This is a genomic window from Luteibacter sp. Sphag1AF, assembly GCF_014192715.1.
Lineage (GTDB): Bacteria > Pseudomonadota > Gammaproteobacteria > Xanthomonadales > Rhodanobacteraceae > Luteibacter.
In genome coordinates this window covers 210,568-225,695 of record NZ_JACHYH010000001.1, presented here as the reverse complement: position 1 = coordinate 225,695, position 15,128 = coordinate 210,568, and the positions used below count along the sequence as shown (strand labels likewise).

Genomic DNA, 15,128 nt, shown 5'->3' with positions numbered 1-15,128 from the left:
CAGACCATGACCGTCTCCGGTGTAAGCAGCAATTCGTCGACGGGTACTTCGGGTACCTCGAAAAATGCGGTCAGCGAACAGTCGCTGAGTCAGTCCGATTTCCTGAAGCTGATGGTCACCCAGATGACCAACCAGGATCCGACCAAGCCGATGGACTCCACCCAGATGGTGTCGCAGATGGCGCAGTTCAGCCAGGTCGCGGCTACCACGCAGTTGCAGACCTCGTTCGACTCGCTGGCATCCAACCTGACGGGCGACCAGTTCGTGCGTGCGTCCAGCCTCATCGGCCAGGAAGCAATCGTGCCTTCCACTGTTGGCACGCTGACCGGCGGCAAGCTCGACGGCGCGGTGAACGTGGGTACGTCAGGCACGTTCGTCAACGTGCAGATCAAGGATTCGTCGGGCAACGTCGTCCGCACCATCAGCATGGGTCAGCCTGACGCGGGTCTTCAGCAGTTCAGCTGGGATGGCAAGGACGACTCCGGCAAAACCCTTCCCGACGGCGTCTACAAGCTCGGTGCAACTTCCGGCACCACGGCGATTGACACGTTCGTGCGCGGGAAGATCGAAGGTGTCGGCGCTTCGGGCACCGACGGTACGTACGTGCAGGTAGCGGGCTACGGCGGCACGCTGCTCAGTCAGATCGCCATGGTCCAGTAAACGCAACCGGGGACAGAACTCATGACATTCAACATTGCCTTAAGTGGCATCAATGCGGCGTCTTCCGACCTGGAAGTCACCGCCAACAACATCGCCAACGTCAACACCACCGGCTTCAAGGGCTCGCGCGCCGAGTTCTCGCAGGTGTATTCCAGCGCAGGCCAGAATCTGTCGGCCAACTCCATCGGTAACGGTGTGCGTCTGACCAACGTGGCTCAGCAGTTCACTGACGGCAACCTCAATCAGACCGGCAACAACCTCGACTTCGGCATCGCAGGCAACGGCTTCTTCGTGATGAAGAATGGCGCAGGCTATTCCTACACACGTGCCGGTGCATTCCAGCAGGATGACAACGGCTACATCGTCAACGCGATGGGGCAGCGCCTGCAGGCCTATCCGGTAACGGCGACTGGCCAGTTCGACATGAGCACGCTGACCGATCTGCAATTGCAGACCGGTCAGAGCCCGGCCAAGGCCACCACTGCCATTGGCGTGTTGTCCAACCTTCCTGGCGATGCCACCGTGCCCACGGTCGCGACGTTCAACAAGGACGATGCCAACAGCTACAACTACGCAACGCCCTACACCGCGTACGACTCGCTCGGTGCAACGCATAGCGGCATGATCTATTACGTGAAGGACGCCACGGCCAATACGTGGAATGCCCACATGGTCATCGACGGCACCGAAGCGGGCACGCCGCAGCAGATTTCGTTCACCACGGGTGGTGCGCTGGTGACGCCCGCAGGCGGCAAGCTGAACTTCGGCGCCGTGTCGCCGAACCCGGGTGCGAACCCGCTGAATATCTCGGTCGACGTGACCAAGATGACCCAGTACGGCAGCACGTTCTCCACTTCTGCCACCACCAACGATGGTTACGCCGCGGGCAAGTTCTCCCAGTTTGACGTCAGCACCTCTGGCGTTGTGTCGGCGCAGTACAACAACGGTCAGTCCAAGGTCATCGGCCAGGTCGCCATGGTGACCTTTGCCAACAACCAGGGGTTGCGTCAGTTGAACAACACGGACTGGGCCGAGTCGTCCGATTCGGGCCAGCCGATCCGTGGCGTAGGCAACAGCGGCGATGTGGGTGCCGTGCAGTCCGGCCAGCTGGAAGCGTCGAACACGGCTGACCTTACGGCGCAGCTGGTCAACATGATCAAGGCGCAGCGCAACTACCAGGCGAACGCGCAGGTCATTTCGACCGACGACAAGCTCACCCAGACCATCATCAACATCCGCAACTAAGCAAAGGCATCGGGCGGAAGGTCGCCATGACCTTCTGCCCGACGCGTCAGGGGAAGACCGCCATGGACCGTTCCGTATATGTAGCAATGACTGGCGCGACGCAGGTCATGCGCGCGCAATCGGAAGTTGCCCACAATCTCGCCAACGCCAGCACCGCCGGCTTCAAGGCCGAGCTTTCGGCGTTCAAAAGCGTGCCGGTGCTCGGCGACGGCGCGGCCACCCGCATCAATGGCGTGGCGAACGGAAACGGTTGGGACATGACGGCCGGCCAGCAGATGAACACCGGCAACGATCTGGATGTTTCCGTGCAGGGCGATGGCTGGCTTGCGGTACAGAGTGCTGACGGCACGGAAGGCTACACCCGCGCGGGCAACCTTCGCATTGACGCCGACGGTTTGTTGACGGATTCGCGCGGCAACCAGGTGCTGGGCAGTGGCGGCGCCATCACCATTCCGCAGACCGGCAACGTGAAGATCGGTGCCGACGGCACGATTTCCGTGGTGCCGCAGGGGCAGGGACCGAACACGGTGACCACCATCGACCGCCTGAAGCTGGTGAATCCCGGCAATGACCAGCTGACGTTGGGTTCTGACGGCCTGATGCACCTGAAAGACGGTACACAGGCACAGGCTGATCCGGATGTGCGCGTGGCTCAGGGCACCCTGGAGTCGAGCAACGTCAACCCGTCCGACGTGCTGGTGAAGATGATTGCACTGTCCCGCGAGTTCGAAATGCAGGTGCGTTCGATCAAGGCGGCAGACGAAAACGCCCAGTCGGCATCCAAATTGCTACAGGTGGGATAAGCGACGATTTCTTCGTCCTTGTGCCAAAGATATGACGCGCCGGTTGGCGCAGGAGAATCACGATGTTCACGTCCCTCTGGATCGCCAAGACCGGCCTCGATGCGCAGCAGACGCGCATGGATGTCGTCTCGAACAACCTGGCCAATACCAACACCACGGGCTTCAAGCGCTCGCGCGCCGAGTTCGAGGACCTGGCTTACCAGAACCGTGGGCAGGCAGGTGGCCAGACCACCGAACAGAACATGTCACCCACCGGCCTGATGCTGGGAACCGGTGTGCGCGTCGTGGGAACGCAGAAGATGTTCGACCAGGGCAGCGTCACCACGACGAATAATCCTCTGGACGTACGCATCGACGGTCGCGGCTTCCTCCAGGTAACCATGCCTGACGGCACCGTGGGTTACACGCGCGACGGCTCGCTGAAGCGCGATCAGGATGGCCAGCTGGTCACCACCGACGGCTATCCCATCGAGCCGGCCATCACCATTCCTGCGAACGCATCCAGCGTGACCATCGGCACCGATGGCACGGTGAGCGTCGTGACGGCGGGCACAGCCGGTTCGCAGCAGGTCGGCACGCTTCAGCTGGCTGACTTCGTCAATCCTGCAGGCCTGCAGCCGCGCGGCGACAACCTTTACCTGGAGACGGCCGCCAGCGGCGCGCCGCAAACGGGCACCGCCGGCCTCAATGGGCTGGGCACCATCAATCAGAACTCCCTCGAAGCGTCGAACGTCAACGTGGTCGAGGAAATGGTCAACATGATCGAAACGCAGCGCGCCTACGAGATGAACTCCAAGGCCATCACTGCTTCGGATCAGATGTTGCAGACCATCACCAACAAGACCTGAGAAACGTCATGACCCGCTTTGCCTTCCGTGTTCTCGCCGCCGCCATTCCGCTTGGAATGCTTGCAGGTTGCGCCATGGTTCCGCCCACGCCCGCGCCGATGTATGCGCCGACGCTTCCCATCGAGCCGGTCGCGCCCGCGCAGGCGACAGGCTCCATTTATGCCGACTCCAATTCCATGGAGTTGTTTGCCGACCCGCGCGCGCACCGCGTGGGCGACATCCTTACCATCACCCTGGTGGAGAGCACGCAGGCCAGCAAGAAGGCCGCGACCAGCACCAGCAAGAAGAATGGCAACACGATCACGTCGCCGACGTTGCTCGGTCAGTCGCTGAAGATTGGCGGCAACCCGGCCGATAGTTCGCTGGCCAGCAACAACGCGTTCGACGGCAGCGGTTCCAGCAGTCAGAGCAACCAGTTGACTGGCCAGATCACCGTCACGGTGGCGCAGCGTCTTTCCAACGGCGCGCTCGTGGTGCGCGGTGAGAAATGGCTGACGATCAATCAGGGCCAGGAACTGGTGCGCATCTCGGGCATTGTTCGTCCGCAGGACATCACGTCCGACAACATCGTTCCGTCTACCCGCGTGGCTGACGCGCGCATCGACTACATGGGCAAAGGCACATTGGCTGACTCGAACACGCGTGGCTGGCTGTCGCGCTTCTTCGATTCGAAGTGGATGCCGTTCTGATGAAAACGCTTCCTTCTCTTTTGATCGCACTGTGCGTTCTCGCCCTGGGCGTGGCTTCGCCCGCACGTGCTGATCGCATTCGTGACCTTGCGCAGGTAGGCGGTGTCCGTAGCAACCAACTGATTGGCTATGGTCTGGTGGTCGGCCTGGATGGCAGCGGCGATCAGACGAGCCAGGCGCCATTCACCACCCAGAGCCTGGAGAACATGCTCCAGCAGTTCGGTGTGACGGTGCCCGCCAATGTCCGGCCGCAGCTGAAGAACGCGGCGGCAGTGACCATCACTGCCGAAATTCCGCCGTTCGCCAAGCCGGGTCAGCGCATCGACGTGACTGTGGCCTCCATCGGCAACGCCAAGAGCATTCGCGGCGGCGAGCTTCTGCTGTCACCTCTGAAGGGTGCGGATGGCAACGTGTACGCCATCGCCCAGGGCAGTGTCGTCGTCGGTGGCGTCAGCGCGCAGGGCAAGAGTGGTTCCAGCGTGCAGGTGAATATTTCTGCCAGCGGCCGTATTCCGGGCGGCGCCAGCATCGAGCGCAGCGTCGCCACGTCCTTCGACAAGGGGGGCGACCTCATGCTCAATCTCAACACGGCGGATTTCACGACGGCGGCTCGCGTGGCCGAGGCTGTCAACCGCAGCTTCGGTGCGGGCACAGCCAACGCCATTGATTCCGGTTCGGTGGCGGTTCGCGCGCCAATGGACCCGGCACAGCGTGTGTCATGGTTGTCCACCATTCAAAGTCTCGAAGTGACGCCGGGTGATGCGCCTGCGCGTGTCATCGTCAATTCGCGCACTGGCACCGTGGTGATCGGCTCTGACGTCAAGGTCGGCGCAGCTGCCGTGGCACACGGCTCGATCCAGGTCACCATCAGCGAACAGCCGCAGGTCAGTCAGCCCAATCCGTTTGGCCGTGGCCAGACGGCGGTGGTTCCAAGCAGCAATGTGACGGTCAGCGAAGACGGCGGCCACATGTTCAAGTTCGGCCCGGGCGCCAGCCTCGATGCGATTGTCCGCGCTGTGAATCAGGTGGGTGCGTCGCCCAGCGACCTGGTCTCGATCCTGCAAGCTCTGAAAGAATCCGGTGCGTTGCACGCGGAATTGGTCGTTATCTGATGGCCGCCGCGTCGATCGACTCGCAGAAGCTTGGCACTTACACGGACATGTCCGGGTTTGCCGGACTGCGTTCGGCCGCGCAGCAGGACAGCAAGTCTGCGTTGCCCGCGGTCGCGAAGCAGTTCGAGTCGATCTTCACGCAGATGATGCTCAAGTCGATGCGCGATGCCAGCATGGGCGACGGCATTTTCGACAGCCAGGCCAGCAACGCATATCGCGACATGTTCGACCACCAGCTGTCGGTCACGCTCTCGCAGGGCAAAGGCATCGGCATTGCCGACATGCTGATCCGACAGTTGGGCGGGACCGCGCAGGACTCAACATCTGCCAGCAGCACGGATAGCGATGCACTGGCGGCGCTGTCCGGTTCGGGAGCGGTGAGTACTTCCTCTGGCGTTTCGTCACCGTCCGACGCCGAAAGCGGCCTGATGAGCGACCTGCAACATCTGCTGAGCCGATCCGCGCGAGCAGCATCGGACGGCGCGACGGCCGTGGCAGGCGCGGTGTCGAAATTCGCTCCCGGCAGTCCCGAAGAATTTGTGAAGGCGTTGGCGCCGCATGCCATCGAAGCGGCGAAGACACTTGGCGTGTCGGTGCGCGCGCTGCTGGCGCAGGCGGCGCTCGAAACCGGCTGGGGCAAGCACATGCCGGCGCAGGGCTCGACCACCAGCTTCAACCTGTTCGGCATCAAGGCCGGTAGCAGTTGGGAAGGCAAGCGCGTGAACGTGCCCACGCTTGAGTACGAAAACGGCGTAGCTGTGCGCAAGAAGGACAGCTTTCGCGCGTACGCCTCGCCCTCGGACTCCTTCCAGGACTACGCCAACATGGTCGCGACGAGTCCCCGCTATGCCAAGGCAGTGGGACGCGGCGACGACGTCAAAGGTTTCGCGAAGGCGCTCAGCGAGGGTGGTTACGCCACAGACCCGAGCTATGCGCAGAAAGTGGCAGACATCGCCAATGGTCCTGTGATGAAGCAGGCGCTGGCGGCACTGAAAAGTCTGGCAAATCTCCCGTAATAAACAGATAGAAGAAAAGGAAACCGATCATGGCCGATCTGCTCTCAACTGGTGTGTCCGGATTGCTCGCCTCGCAAGTAGGCCTGAGCACCGTGGGTCACAACATCAGTAACCAGAACACGGTTGGCTACACCCGCCAGACCACCACGTTCAACGCGCGCAACGCCACCAACGCCGGAAGCTACTACATCGGGCAGGGCGTGGACGCCGTCAGCGTGCAGCGTTCTTACAGTCAGTATCTGACCCAGGCGGTATGGTCGGCCACGGCAGGTCAGAGCCGCGCCACCACGTACTCGCAGTTGACCAGCAGCATCAACAATACGTTGAGCGGCTCGTCCAATCTGCAGACGGCGCTTGACGCATTTTTCAGTTCCGTGAGCAGCGTGGCCAATGCGCCCACCGATACGGCAAGCCGACAGGCGCTGCTTGGCAAGGCATCGTCGCTGGTATCCACCTACACGTCGCTGTCTAACCAGTTCAACTCACTCAATGATTCGGTGAACGACCAGATCAAGAGTTCGGTGCAGGCCATCAACGGTCTTGCCGCGTCGATTGCCGACCTGAACTCACAGATACAGAAGGCCTCCTACGGCGGCGCCATCCCGAACGACCTGATGGATGCGCGCGACAACGCCATCGAACAGCTTTCCGGCTATGCCGGTGTCAGCGTCATCCAGCAGTCCGACAACACGATCAACGTGTCCATTGGCAGCGGACAGTCGCTGGTGAATGGCACACAGGCTTTCCAGCTGACCACGGCGCAGAATCAGTACGACGCCTCCCAGCTTGAAATCCTCGGTCCCGGTGGCGGCAACCTGACGAATCAGTTTGGCGACGGCGCATTGGGTGCCCTGGTTGACTTCCGCAGCAATGTGCTCAATCCCGCACGCAATCAGCTGGGCCGAGGCGCTATTGCGATGGCGACTGCCTTCAACGCCCAGCATGTTCAGGGCATTGATCTGAAGGGGAAGGCGGGTTCGGACTTCTTCTCCGTGACGGGGCCCACGGTGTTGTCCAGTACCAAGAACACGGGTACCTCGTCGGGCTCGGCGTCCATTACGGACGTGTCGCAGCTGACGTCGTCCGACTATGTGATGCGCTTTGACGGCACGAACTGGTCCATGTCCACCACGGACGGTCGCTCGGTCCCCATGACCGGCACGGGCACGGCCACTGATCCGTTCAAGGCGGAAGGATTGTCTGTCACCGTGTCCGGCGTAGCCAATGCCGGCGACAGCTTCGAGGTGATGCCGACGCGTAACGCAGCGGCCGGCGTGAAGGTGCTGATTACCGACACGAACAAGATCGCAGCCTCCGGCCCGCTTTCGGCAACGAAGGCATCCACCAATACGGGCGCGGCCTCCATTACCGGTGGCATGAAGATCACGGACGCGACCAATGCCAATCTGAACACGCCGGCCAATATCGTGTTCACCTCGGCCACCACGTACACGATCAATGGTGGCGCGCCGCAGAGCTATGCCAGTGGCACGCCCATCCAGGCGAACGGCTGGTCACTCACTCTGTCCGGAACGCCCGCTATAGGCGATACGTTCTCGGTGAATCCGGCCGGCAGCGGCAGTGGTGACAACGGAAATGCGCTGGCGTTGGCCGATGTGGCCAACAAGGGCATTCTGGACAACGGCGTGACCACGATCGGCAAGTCGTACAGTCAGCTCACCGCCGCCGTCGGCGTCGCGGGTCAGCAGGCCACTACCGCGCTTGCCACCCAGACCAGCATCTACAACCAGGCGGCGTCGGCGCAACAGAGCGTATCTGGTGTGAATCTGGATGAAGAGGCAGCCAACCTCATCCGCTTCCAGCAGGCCTATTCCGCGTCGGCGCAGGTCATCAACACTGCGAACACGATTTTCAACGCTCTTCTTACTGCCGTGCAGAGTTAATCATGCGCATATCTACAGCCTGGGGTCAGCAACTCGCCGTCAATTCGATGCTGGATCGTCAGTACCAGCTCTCGCAGACGCAGCTTCAGATCAGCAGCGGCAAGGCCATTCAGACGCCGTCGGACAATCCGGCAGGCGCAGCCCGCGCGTTGGATATCTCGCACGCCAGCGCACAGAACGACCAGTACACAAGCAACATGCAGTCGGCCACGACGCGGCTTTCTGTCGAGGAAAGTACACTGTCGTCCGCCAACGATATCCTCGACCGCATTCGCACGCTAGCTTTGCAGGCCAACAATGGCACGCAGACCGATGAATCGCGCGGATCGATTGCGACCGAGATGAAGCAGAACCTGCAACAGCTGGTGGCGCTGGCCAACACGAAGGACTCGCAGGGCGAGTACATCTTCGCGGGCAGCAAGACGCTGACGCAGCCGTTCGTCACCAATAACGGTGTGGTGAGTTACACCGGTGACGACACCCAGCGCATGATCGCGGCTGCCGCGGGTCTGCAAGTGGCTACCGGCGATCCGGGCAGCGACGTGTTCATGGCGATTCGCGGAGGCAACGGCACCTTTGTGACCACGGCCTCGCCCACGAATACGGGCACCGCAGTGGTTGGTGCCACGTCGGTTACGGACGCCTCGACGTGGGATGGCGGCACATACAGCATCAATTTCACCCAGGTAAATGCCTCGGGTGTAGGTACCGACTACGAAGTGAGGGCGGCTGACGGTACGGTGGTGTCGTCGGGCACCTATACCGGGACCGACGGCAGCGTTTCCTTCAAGGGTGCACAGATTCCGATCACCGGTTCGCCGAATGTGGGCGATTCGATCAGTGTTGCCCCGTCGTCGTCGCAGGACATGTTTTCAACGATCAGCAACATCATCACCGCGCTGGGAACGCCGGGCGGTGGCGCGGGCATGAACAATGTGGTCAATGCGCAGTTGCAGAATCTCGATCAGGCGATGGGCAGCATCATCAACACGCGCACGAAAATCGGTGCGCGCATGAACACCATCGACCAGCAGACGAGCGTGGGTGCCGATGTGAAGTTGCAATACGCATCCACGCTGTCTGATTTGCAGGATCTGGACATGGCCTCGGCCATCAGCAAGTACACGCAGCAACAGACGGCACTGGATGCCGCGCAGCAGACGTACGTGAAGATGCAGGGTCTGTCGTTGTTCAATTATCTGAAGTAAGGCATTCGGGCGGCTGATGTCTGCGAGAAAGGCGGATCAGGAGACTGGTCCGCTTTTTTTGTGTTGGCGAGCTTTCCTCGATCCCTGCGCAGCGCCAACGTCGTTGAACGCGAACCCCGACGATTGCCGCGCCATTACCGCACTCCACGCCCCTCCCTGCGCCGACCGTTGCCTTCCCCGTCTCTGCCGAAACGCTCTATGCGGCAGATGTACTGGTCCCGACCCGTCGGACCTGGCCGCACACCGACGGATGGTGCGGGACGAAGGGAGGCAATCGTGGCACTCAGCATTCATACCAACGTCAACTCGATCAACGCGCAGCGCAATCTCAACATCACGTTGCGCAAGCTCAACACCGCCAGTGCGCGGCTGACATCGGGATTTCGTATCAACAGCGCGAAAGACGACGCAGCAGGCATGGCGATCTCCACGCGATTCAGTACCCAGCTGATGGGATTGGCCCAGGCGCGACGAAATGCCAGTGACGGCATATCCCTTGCGCAGACGGCGGAGTCTGCGCTGGACGAAGTGACCAACAACCTGCAGCGCATTCGCGAGCTTGCGGTACAGGCGACCAACGGCAACTACTCCGACAGCGACCGGGCAACGCTCAACCGCGAGGTGCAGCAGCGTCTGGCGGAGGTCAATCGCATTGCAACGCAGACCAACTTCAACGGCATCAAGGTGCTGGATGGTTCTGCGCGCAATCTCTCGTTCCAGGTGGGCTCCAATGTGGGCGAGGTGATTACCGTAGATATCGAGCAGGGCGTTCGCGCCAACCAGATCGGGTCGCTTGCCAAGGGGCGCGTCGACGTATCGTCGGTGTTCTCTGCGCGTCCCGCGTTCACAGGTGCGCAGGCGGCCGCAACAGACTGGACGACGGCTAATGGCGCCGGCCTGGGCACGACGACTTACGATGGCATTGATGTGGACTGGTCCGGCTATACGGGTGCCACGGCGGACGATGCGAAGGCGTTCTTGCAGGGCGCGCTGGGTGCTGACTACACCGTTGAAGTCAACGCGGACGGCAGCACACTCGACATCACGCGCGCGGCCGGTGCCGGCGGAAAGGTCACGTTGGGCGCGGGTGACCTTTCGCTGTCCGTGGCAGGTGGCGCGTCGTTCGATATCACCGGAACGTTCTCATCGACGCAGGATGTGGTGGACGCGATCAACCGGCATTCCAGGGAAGGCGTGTCGGCGTATGTGGGCACCGATGGTTCGCTGCGTTTATCGGGTACGGGCGATATTCGCGCATCCGGAGCCCAGGCGACGCCGCTGGGTTTCGCCGCTGAATACCGCGTGGATGCTACCGCGTCGCTGGCGGACGTATCCGTCGCCAATCGCGACGTGGCCAACGAAACCATCGGGCGCGTCAATGCAGCGCTTGAATCGGTAAGCGCGCTTCGCTCAACGTTGGGTGCCGTGCAGGCCCGCTTTGATTCCACCATCGGAAATCTGGATGCCATCTCACAAAATCTGGCCGATTCGCGTGCGGTGATCCGGGATGCAGATTTTGGTGAGGAGTCCTTCAACAAGACCAACGCGATGATTCTTCAGCAGGCAGGCATCTCGGTACTGGCTCAGGCAAACAGCAGTCAGCAGATGGTGCTGAAGCTTCTGGAGTAGGGCGTACCCGGGTTCCACCGTTTCATTTCATAAGGCTGCGCCGGATGTCATGTCCGGCGCAGCCTTTTTTTCATGCAGAAAATGACGCAGCGCCCCTAAATTCCTGTCCCCGGCGGCCGATACGTAGTCCCTGACAGCGACTCAAGTGTTTCACTGGCGGTCGTCAGTCAATGAAGTTGCTTGACATGTGGAATTTCCTCTCAAGTTTCCCCGGGGCGCGCCGAAAACCTCTTTGAGGCGGAAGGCATCCCACAAGGACCCCGCCGGAATTCGCCGCAAAGGTCGGCATTCGGTTCCGCTTACAAAGGATTCAAGATCATGGCAATGACCATCAATACCAACATCAGCTCGCTGAACGCTCAGCGTAATCTGGGCACGTCGCAGACCAAGCTGTCGCAGTCGATCGAGCGCCTTTCCTCGGGCCTGCGCATCAACAGCGCCAAGGACGACGCGGCCGGCATGGCGATCGCCACCCGCATGACCACCCAGGTCAACGGTCTGAACCGTGCGGTGCAGAACGCCAACGACGGTATCTCCCTGTCGCAGACGACCGAATCGGCTCTGGACGAAGTCACGAACAACCTGCAGCGCATCCGCGAGCTGGCTGTCCAGTCGACCAACGCTTCCAACTCGGACAGTGATCGCGCCGCTCTGGACGCCGAAGTGCAGCAGCGTCTGTCGGAAGTGACGCGTATTGCCACGCAGACCAACTTCAACGGCATGAAGGTGCTGGACGGTTCGGCCAACAACCTCAGCTTCCAGGTCGGCGCCAACACCGGTGAAGTGATCACCGTGGGCCTGAGCCAGGGCATGAAGGCCAACCAGGTGGGCGAACTGGCCACGGGTTCGGCCACCCCGGTCTTCTCCGCTGCCGTTGCCGGCACCGCGGGCAGCACCGTCGGCGCCACCGCGGTTACCAATTTCGACTTCTCCGGCGCTGGCGCGAAGTCGTTCACCGTTGGCGGCAAGACCGTCAACCTGAACGCTGCGTACGCGGATGCCGACGCCATGACGGCCGCCATCAACACCCAGCTGAGCGGCTCGGGCGTCACCGCCTCGCAGACGGCAGGCGCGTTCACCTTCACGAACAACGCCGTGGGCGCAGGCAGCCCGGTCATCGGCGGCACCGACGGGGCCTCGCTGTTCGGCGCTCAGACGGCCACCGCCGGTACCGACCCTGTCCCGTCGCAGCTCAAGGTGGCTGACGGTGACCTGACCTTCAAGGTTGGCGACGGCGCAGCATTCAGCATCAGCGGTACGTTCAAGAGCACCCAGGACGTGGCTGACGCGATCAACGCCAAGTCGGGCCAGGGCATCAACGCCTACGTCGCTCAGGACGGTTCGCTGAAGTTCGCTTCGGCTCAGAAGATCACCGTGGGCGGCAGCAAGGCTGCGGCTGACGGCTTCACGGCCGGTACGGTGGACGTCAGCGCCGCCAAGACCCTGGCTGACTCCAGCGTCAAGACGGTCGACGGCGCCAACGACACGATCAACCGCATCGACGCCGCCCTGCAGTCCGTGTCCAGCCTGCGTTCGGACCTCGGTGCTGTGCAGAACCGCTTCGAGTCGACGATCTCCAACCTGCAGAACATCTCGCAGAACCTGTCCTCGTCGCGCTCCGCGATTCAGGATGCTGACTTCGCCCAGGAAACGGCGAACATGTCCAGCGCGCAGATCCTGCAGCAGGCCGGTGTCTCGGTGCTCGCCCAGGCGAACTCCAGCCAGCAGAACGTCCTCAAGCTCCTCCAGTAATTGAGGGAGCCTCCTCGCCAGCCCCGAGCGTCATCGGGGTTGGCAGGGTAATTGCTTGACTGTCGCAGCTGGCGCTTTCCCGAGCGCCAGCTGTCGACAAAATGGCGCTCGGTTCCTGAAGCGCCCTCAAGGAGAGCTTCATGACCACCTCTATCGGATCCAGTTCGATCGACGTCACCTCGATTGTCACGAACCTCGTGGCAAACAAGCGCGCCGCTCAGGATACGAAGATCGCCAACGATACCTCGGCGACCAATACCCAGATTTCTGCTCTCGGCAATTTCACCTCGCAGCTCACGGCTCTTCAGACTGCGATGAAGACACTGACCGACGGCACTGCGTTCACCACGCAAACGGCCAACATCAGCACCGACGGCGCCAAATATCTGTCGGCCACGGCCAGCACCACCTCTGTTTCGGGCTCTTACAGCATTGCGATCACGCAGCTGGCAGCCGCACAGAAAACCACGTCTTCAGCATTTTCCGGCGGTGCGTCGGCCAAGGTTGGTACGGGCGCTCTGACGCTCTCGGTGGGCGACAAGTCCATGACCCTCAACCTTGACTCAAGCAACAACACGGTGCAGAACATACGCGACGCGATCAACAAGTCGTCGTCGAACCCCGGCGTCACGGCCACCATCGTGACAGGCACTGACGGCGCCCATCTGGTGCTGACGTCGGCCTCGACCGGTGTGGCCAACCAGTTCAAGGTCACCTCCAGTGGTGGTGACGGAAATCTGGCAGCACTGAATTTCGATCCGGCCACGGACACACCCAGCGTCGCGGCAAAGGATGCGCTCTTCAGCATTGATGGCCTTGCCGCCAGCAGCCCCAGCAACGCTATCTCGTCGGCTATCGACGGTCTTTCCCTGACGCTCAATGCGGTCACCGATCCGGCTTCGCCCGTGCAGGTGTCGGTGACGTCGGATCAGACGGCAGCCAAAACGGCCGTCAGCAACTTCGTTACCGCGTACAACAGCTTCGTGGCGATGTACAAGACGCTGACAAAGTACGACACGGTCAACAATCAGGCAGGCGCTCTTCTGGGCGACGCCACGATTACCACGGTGAAGTCGCAGCTGGCCTCGATGGTCGGCACCACGCTCACAGGTTCCAATGCTGTCAGCGGCATCGGCTCGCTGAGCGATATCGGCGTTTCCCTCCAGGTGGACGGCACGCTGAAGCTCGATAACACCAAGTTGACCAAGGCGTTGAACACCAACTCGCGCCAGGTGCAGAACCTGTTCAGTGGCTCGACCGGCATTGCCACCAACATCGACAAGGCCATCACGGGCTGGACGGGTTCCAATGGCATTTTTGCGACGCGTACGTTGACCCTGAACCAGAAAATCAAGGATCTGGCGCAGCAGACGACGGACCTCAATACGTCGATGACCGCCTACTCCGCGCGGCTGACCACGCAGTACAGCGCGCTGGACGCCATGATGACCAAGCTGGCCGGCACCACGGATTATCTGACGCAGCAGTTTGCTTCTCTTAACAAGTCCAACAGCTAAGCGCAGCGCGCATCAGGAGCAAGTTATGGCACTCGGATATGCCCGCGGCGCGGGCGCTTACCAACAGGTTCGTACGCATGGTGGTGTGGAAGCCGCCGATGCGCACGGCCTCATCACGCTGTTGCTGGATGGCGCCATCGAGCGCGTGCGCTTTGCGGCCGGCTGCATTGCGGCGGGCAATGTGGTGGGGAAGGGAGAGGCCATCTCCAAGGCCATCGAAATCGTCGGCACGTTGCAGGCCAGCCTTAATCACGACGTGAAGACCTCGCTGGTTGATCGTCTGGATTCGCTGTACGACTACATGTCGCGCCGTCTTCTGGAAGCCAACGTCAAGAACGACGCGGGCATGCTGGAAGAAGTGGCAGAACTTCTGCGCCCGCTGCGCGCCAGCTGGGTTGCCATCCCGGCCGATGCCCGTCAGATGGCGGGGGCGGCACCGTGACCGAAGTCGTGTATTGCGACCTCGGCCGTGCCATGACGCTGACCGAGGCCATGCACGCAGCCGCTACCGAGTCACGCTGGGACGAATTGACCGAACTGGAAGCCGAGCGCGATCCGGTGCTGCATACCGGCACCATGCAGCAGAGCCAGGAAACCCTGGAGATGCTGAAGGCGATCATGCAGGTCGATTCGCTTATCCGCGAACTGGTGTCCGCTGCGCGCGACGAGGTAGCCGCGCGCTGGGACGAGTCGCGGCGCGTGCGTCGCGCGGTTGCCGCGTATAGTCAGGTCTGACACGGCAGCA

14 protein-coding genes are annotated in these 15,128 nt (G+C 61.6%); all 14 read left to right on the top strand.

From position 1 onward, the window contains the following. Positions 1–6: 6 nt before the first annotated feature. The 14 genes from FHW69_RS01005 to FHW69_RS00940 all read left to right on the top strand — a co-directional run bounded on the left by FHW69_RS01005 (position 7) and on the right by FHW69_RS00940 (position 15,118). Complete coding sequence (locus FHW69_RS01005) at positions 7–660, top strand: flagellar hook capping FlgD N-terminal domain-containing protein (protein WP_183421137.1); 654 nt, start codon at positions 7–9, stop codon at positions 658–660. 21 nt (positions 661–681) lie between these two features. After that, entirely contained in the window at positions 682–1,905 is a 1,224-nt protein-coding gene (flgE, locus tag FHW69_RS01000; RefSeq protein ID WP_183421136.1) for a flagellar hook protein FlgE, read from the top strand. 62 nt (positions 1,906–1,967) lie between these two features. Further along, a complete protein-coding gene (flgF, locus tag FHW69_RS00995; protein ID WP_183421135.1) occupies positions 1,968–2,708 on the top strand; it encodes a flagellar basal-body rod protein FlgF in 741 nt (246 codons plus the stop codon). 62 nt (positions 2,709–2,770) lie between these two features. Further along, positions 2,771–3,556, top strand: coding sequence for a flagellar basal-body rod protein FlgG (gene flgG, locus FHW69_RS00990; RefSeq protein WP_183421134.1), 786 nt, complete (start codon positions 2,771–2,773; stop codon positions 3,554–3,556). An 8-nt stretch (positions 3,557–3,564) separates the two neighbouring features. After that, positions 3,565–4,245, top strand: coding sequence for a flagellar basal body L-ring protein FlgH (gene flgH / locus FHW69_RS00985; protein WP_183421133.1), 681 nt, complete (start codon positions 3,565–3,567; stop codon positions 4,243–4,245). Beyond that, on the top strand, positions 4,245–5,357 hold the full coding sequence (locus FHW69_RS00980) for a flagellar basal body P-ring protein FlgI (RefSeq protein WP_183421132.1): 1,113 nt from the start codon (positions 4,245–4,247) through the stop codon (positions 5,355–5,357). The genes flgH and FHW69_RS00980 overlap by 1 nt, the downstream gene beginning before the upstream one ends. Beyond that, the gene (gene flgJ / locus FHW69_RS00975; RefSeq protein ID WP_183421131.1) at positions 5,357–6,373 is read left to right on the top strand and encodes a flagellar assembly peptidoglycan hydrolase FlgJ; all 1,017 of its coding nucleotides are present in this window, start codon (positions 5,357–5,359) and stop codon (positions 6,371–6,373) included. The genes FHW69_RS00980 and flgJ overlap by 1 nt, the downstream gene beginning before the upstream one ends. A 29-nt stretch (positions 6,374–6,402) precedes the next feature. Beyond that, positions 6,403–8,277, top strand: coding sequence for a flagellar hook-associated protein FlgK (gene flgK, locus FHW69_RS00970; RefSeq protein WP_183421130.1), 1,875 nt, complete (start codon positions 6,403–6,405; stop codon positions 8,275–8,277). Between the two features lie 2 nt (positions 8,278–8,279). Further along, complete coding sequence (flgL, locus tag FHW69_RS00965) at positions 8,280–9,485, top strand: flagellar hook-associated protein FlgL (RefSeq protein ID WP_183421129.1); 1,206 nt, start codon at positions 8,280–8,282, stop codon at positions 9,483–9,485. A 276-nt stretch (positions 9,486–9,761) separates the two neighbouring features. Next, complete coding sequence (locus tag FHW69_RS00960; protein WP_183421128.1) at positions 9,762–11,114, top strand: flagellin; 1,353 nt, start codon at positions 9,762–9,764, stop codon at positions 11,112–11,114. A gap of 318 nt (positions 11,115–11,432) precedes the next feature. Continuing rightward, complete coding sequence (locus tag FHW69_RS00955) at positions 11,433–12,866, top strand: flagellin (RefSeq protein WP_183421127.1); 1,434 nt, start codon at positions 11,433–11,435, stop codon at positions 12,864–12,866. A gap of 140 nt (positions 12,867–13,006) precedes the next feature. Then, positions 13,007–14,383 (top strand): flagellar filament capping protein FliD, encoded by a 1,377-nt coding sequence (gene fliD / locus FHW69_RS00950; RefSeq protein WP_183421126.1) that lies wholly within the window; start codon positions 13,007–13,009, stop codon positions 14,381–14,383. 25 nt (positions 14,384–14,408) lie between these two features. Beyond that, positions 14,409–14,825, top strand: coding sequence for a flagellar export chaperone FliS (gene fliS / locus FHW69_RS00945; protein WP_183421125.1), 417 nt, complete (start codon positions 14,409–14,411; stop codon positions 14,823–14,825). Beyond that, positions 14,822–15,118 (top strand): flagellar protein FliT, encoded by a 297-nt coding sequence (locus tag FHW69_RS00940; protein ID WP_183421124.1) that lies wholly within the window; start codon positions 14,822–14,824, stop codon positions 15,116–15,118. The genes fliS and FHW69_RS00940 overlap by 4 nt, the downstream gene beginning before the upstream one ends. The last annotated feature ends 10 nt before the right edge of the window (positions 15,119–15,128 follow it).

Bases quoted from the DNA above. Each gene is read 5' to 3' on its own strand.
- flgF (WP_183421135.1), top strand. From the start codon at position 1,968: ATGGACCGTTCCGTATATGTAGCAATGACTGGCGCGACGCAGGTCATG.
- flgJ (WP_183421131.1), top strand. From the start codon at position 5,357: ATGGCCGCCGCGTCGATCGACTCGCAGAAGCTTGGCACTTACACGGAC.
- fliS (WP_183421125.1), top strand. From the start codon at position 14,409: ATGGCACTCGGATATGCCCGCGGCGCGGGCGCTTACCAACAGGTTCGT.
- FHW69_RS00980 (WP_183421132.1), top strand. From the start codon at position 4,245: ATGAAAACGCTTCCTTCTCTTTTGATCGCACTGTGCGTTCTCGCCCTG.
- flgE (WP_183421136.1), top strand. From the start codon at position 682: ATGACATTCAACATTGCCTTAAGTGGCATCAATGCGGCGTCTTCCGAC.
- FHW69_RS00955 (WP_183421127.1), top strand. From the start codon at position 11,433: ATGGCAATGACCATCAATACCAACATCAGCTCGCTGAACGCTCAGCGT.
- fliD (WP_183421126.1), top strand. From the start codon at position 13,007: ATGACCACCTCTATCGGATCCAGTTCGATCGACGTCACCTCGATTGTC.
- FHW69_RS01005 (WP_183421137.1), top strand. From the start codon at position 7: ATGACCGTCTCCGGTGTAAGCAGCAATTCGTCGACGGGTACTTCGGGT.
- flgG (WP_183421134.1), top strand. From the start codon at position 2,771: ATGTTCACGTCCCTCTGGATCGCCAAGACCGGCCTCGATGCGCAGCAG.
- flgL (WP_183421129.1), top strand. From the start codon at position 8,280: ATGCGCATATCTACAGCCTGGGGTCAGCAACTCGCCGTCAATTCGATG.
- flgH (WP_183421133.1), top strand. From the start codon at position 3,565: ATGACCCGCTTTGCCTTCCGTGTTCTCGCCGCCGCCATTCCGCTTGGA.
- flgK (WP_183421130.1), top strand. From the start codon at position 6,403: ATGGCCGATCTGCTCTCAACTGGTGTGTCCGGATTGCTCGCCTCGCAA.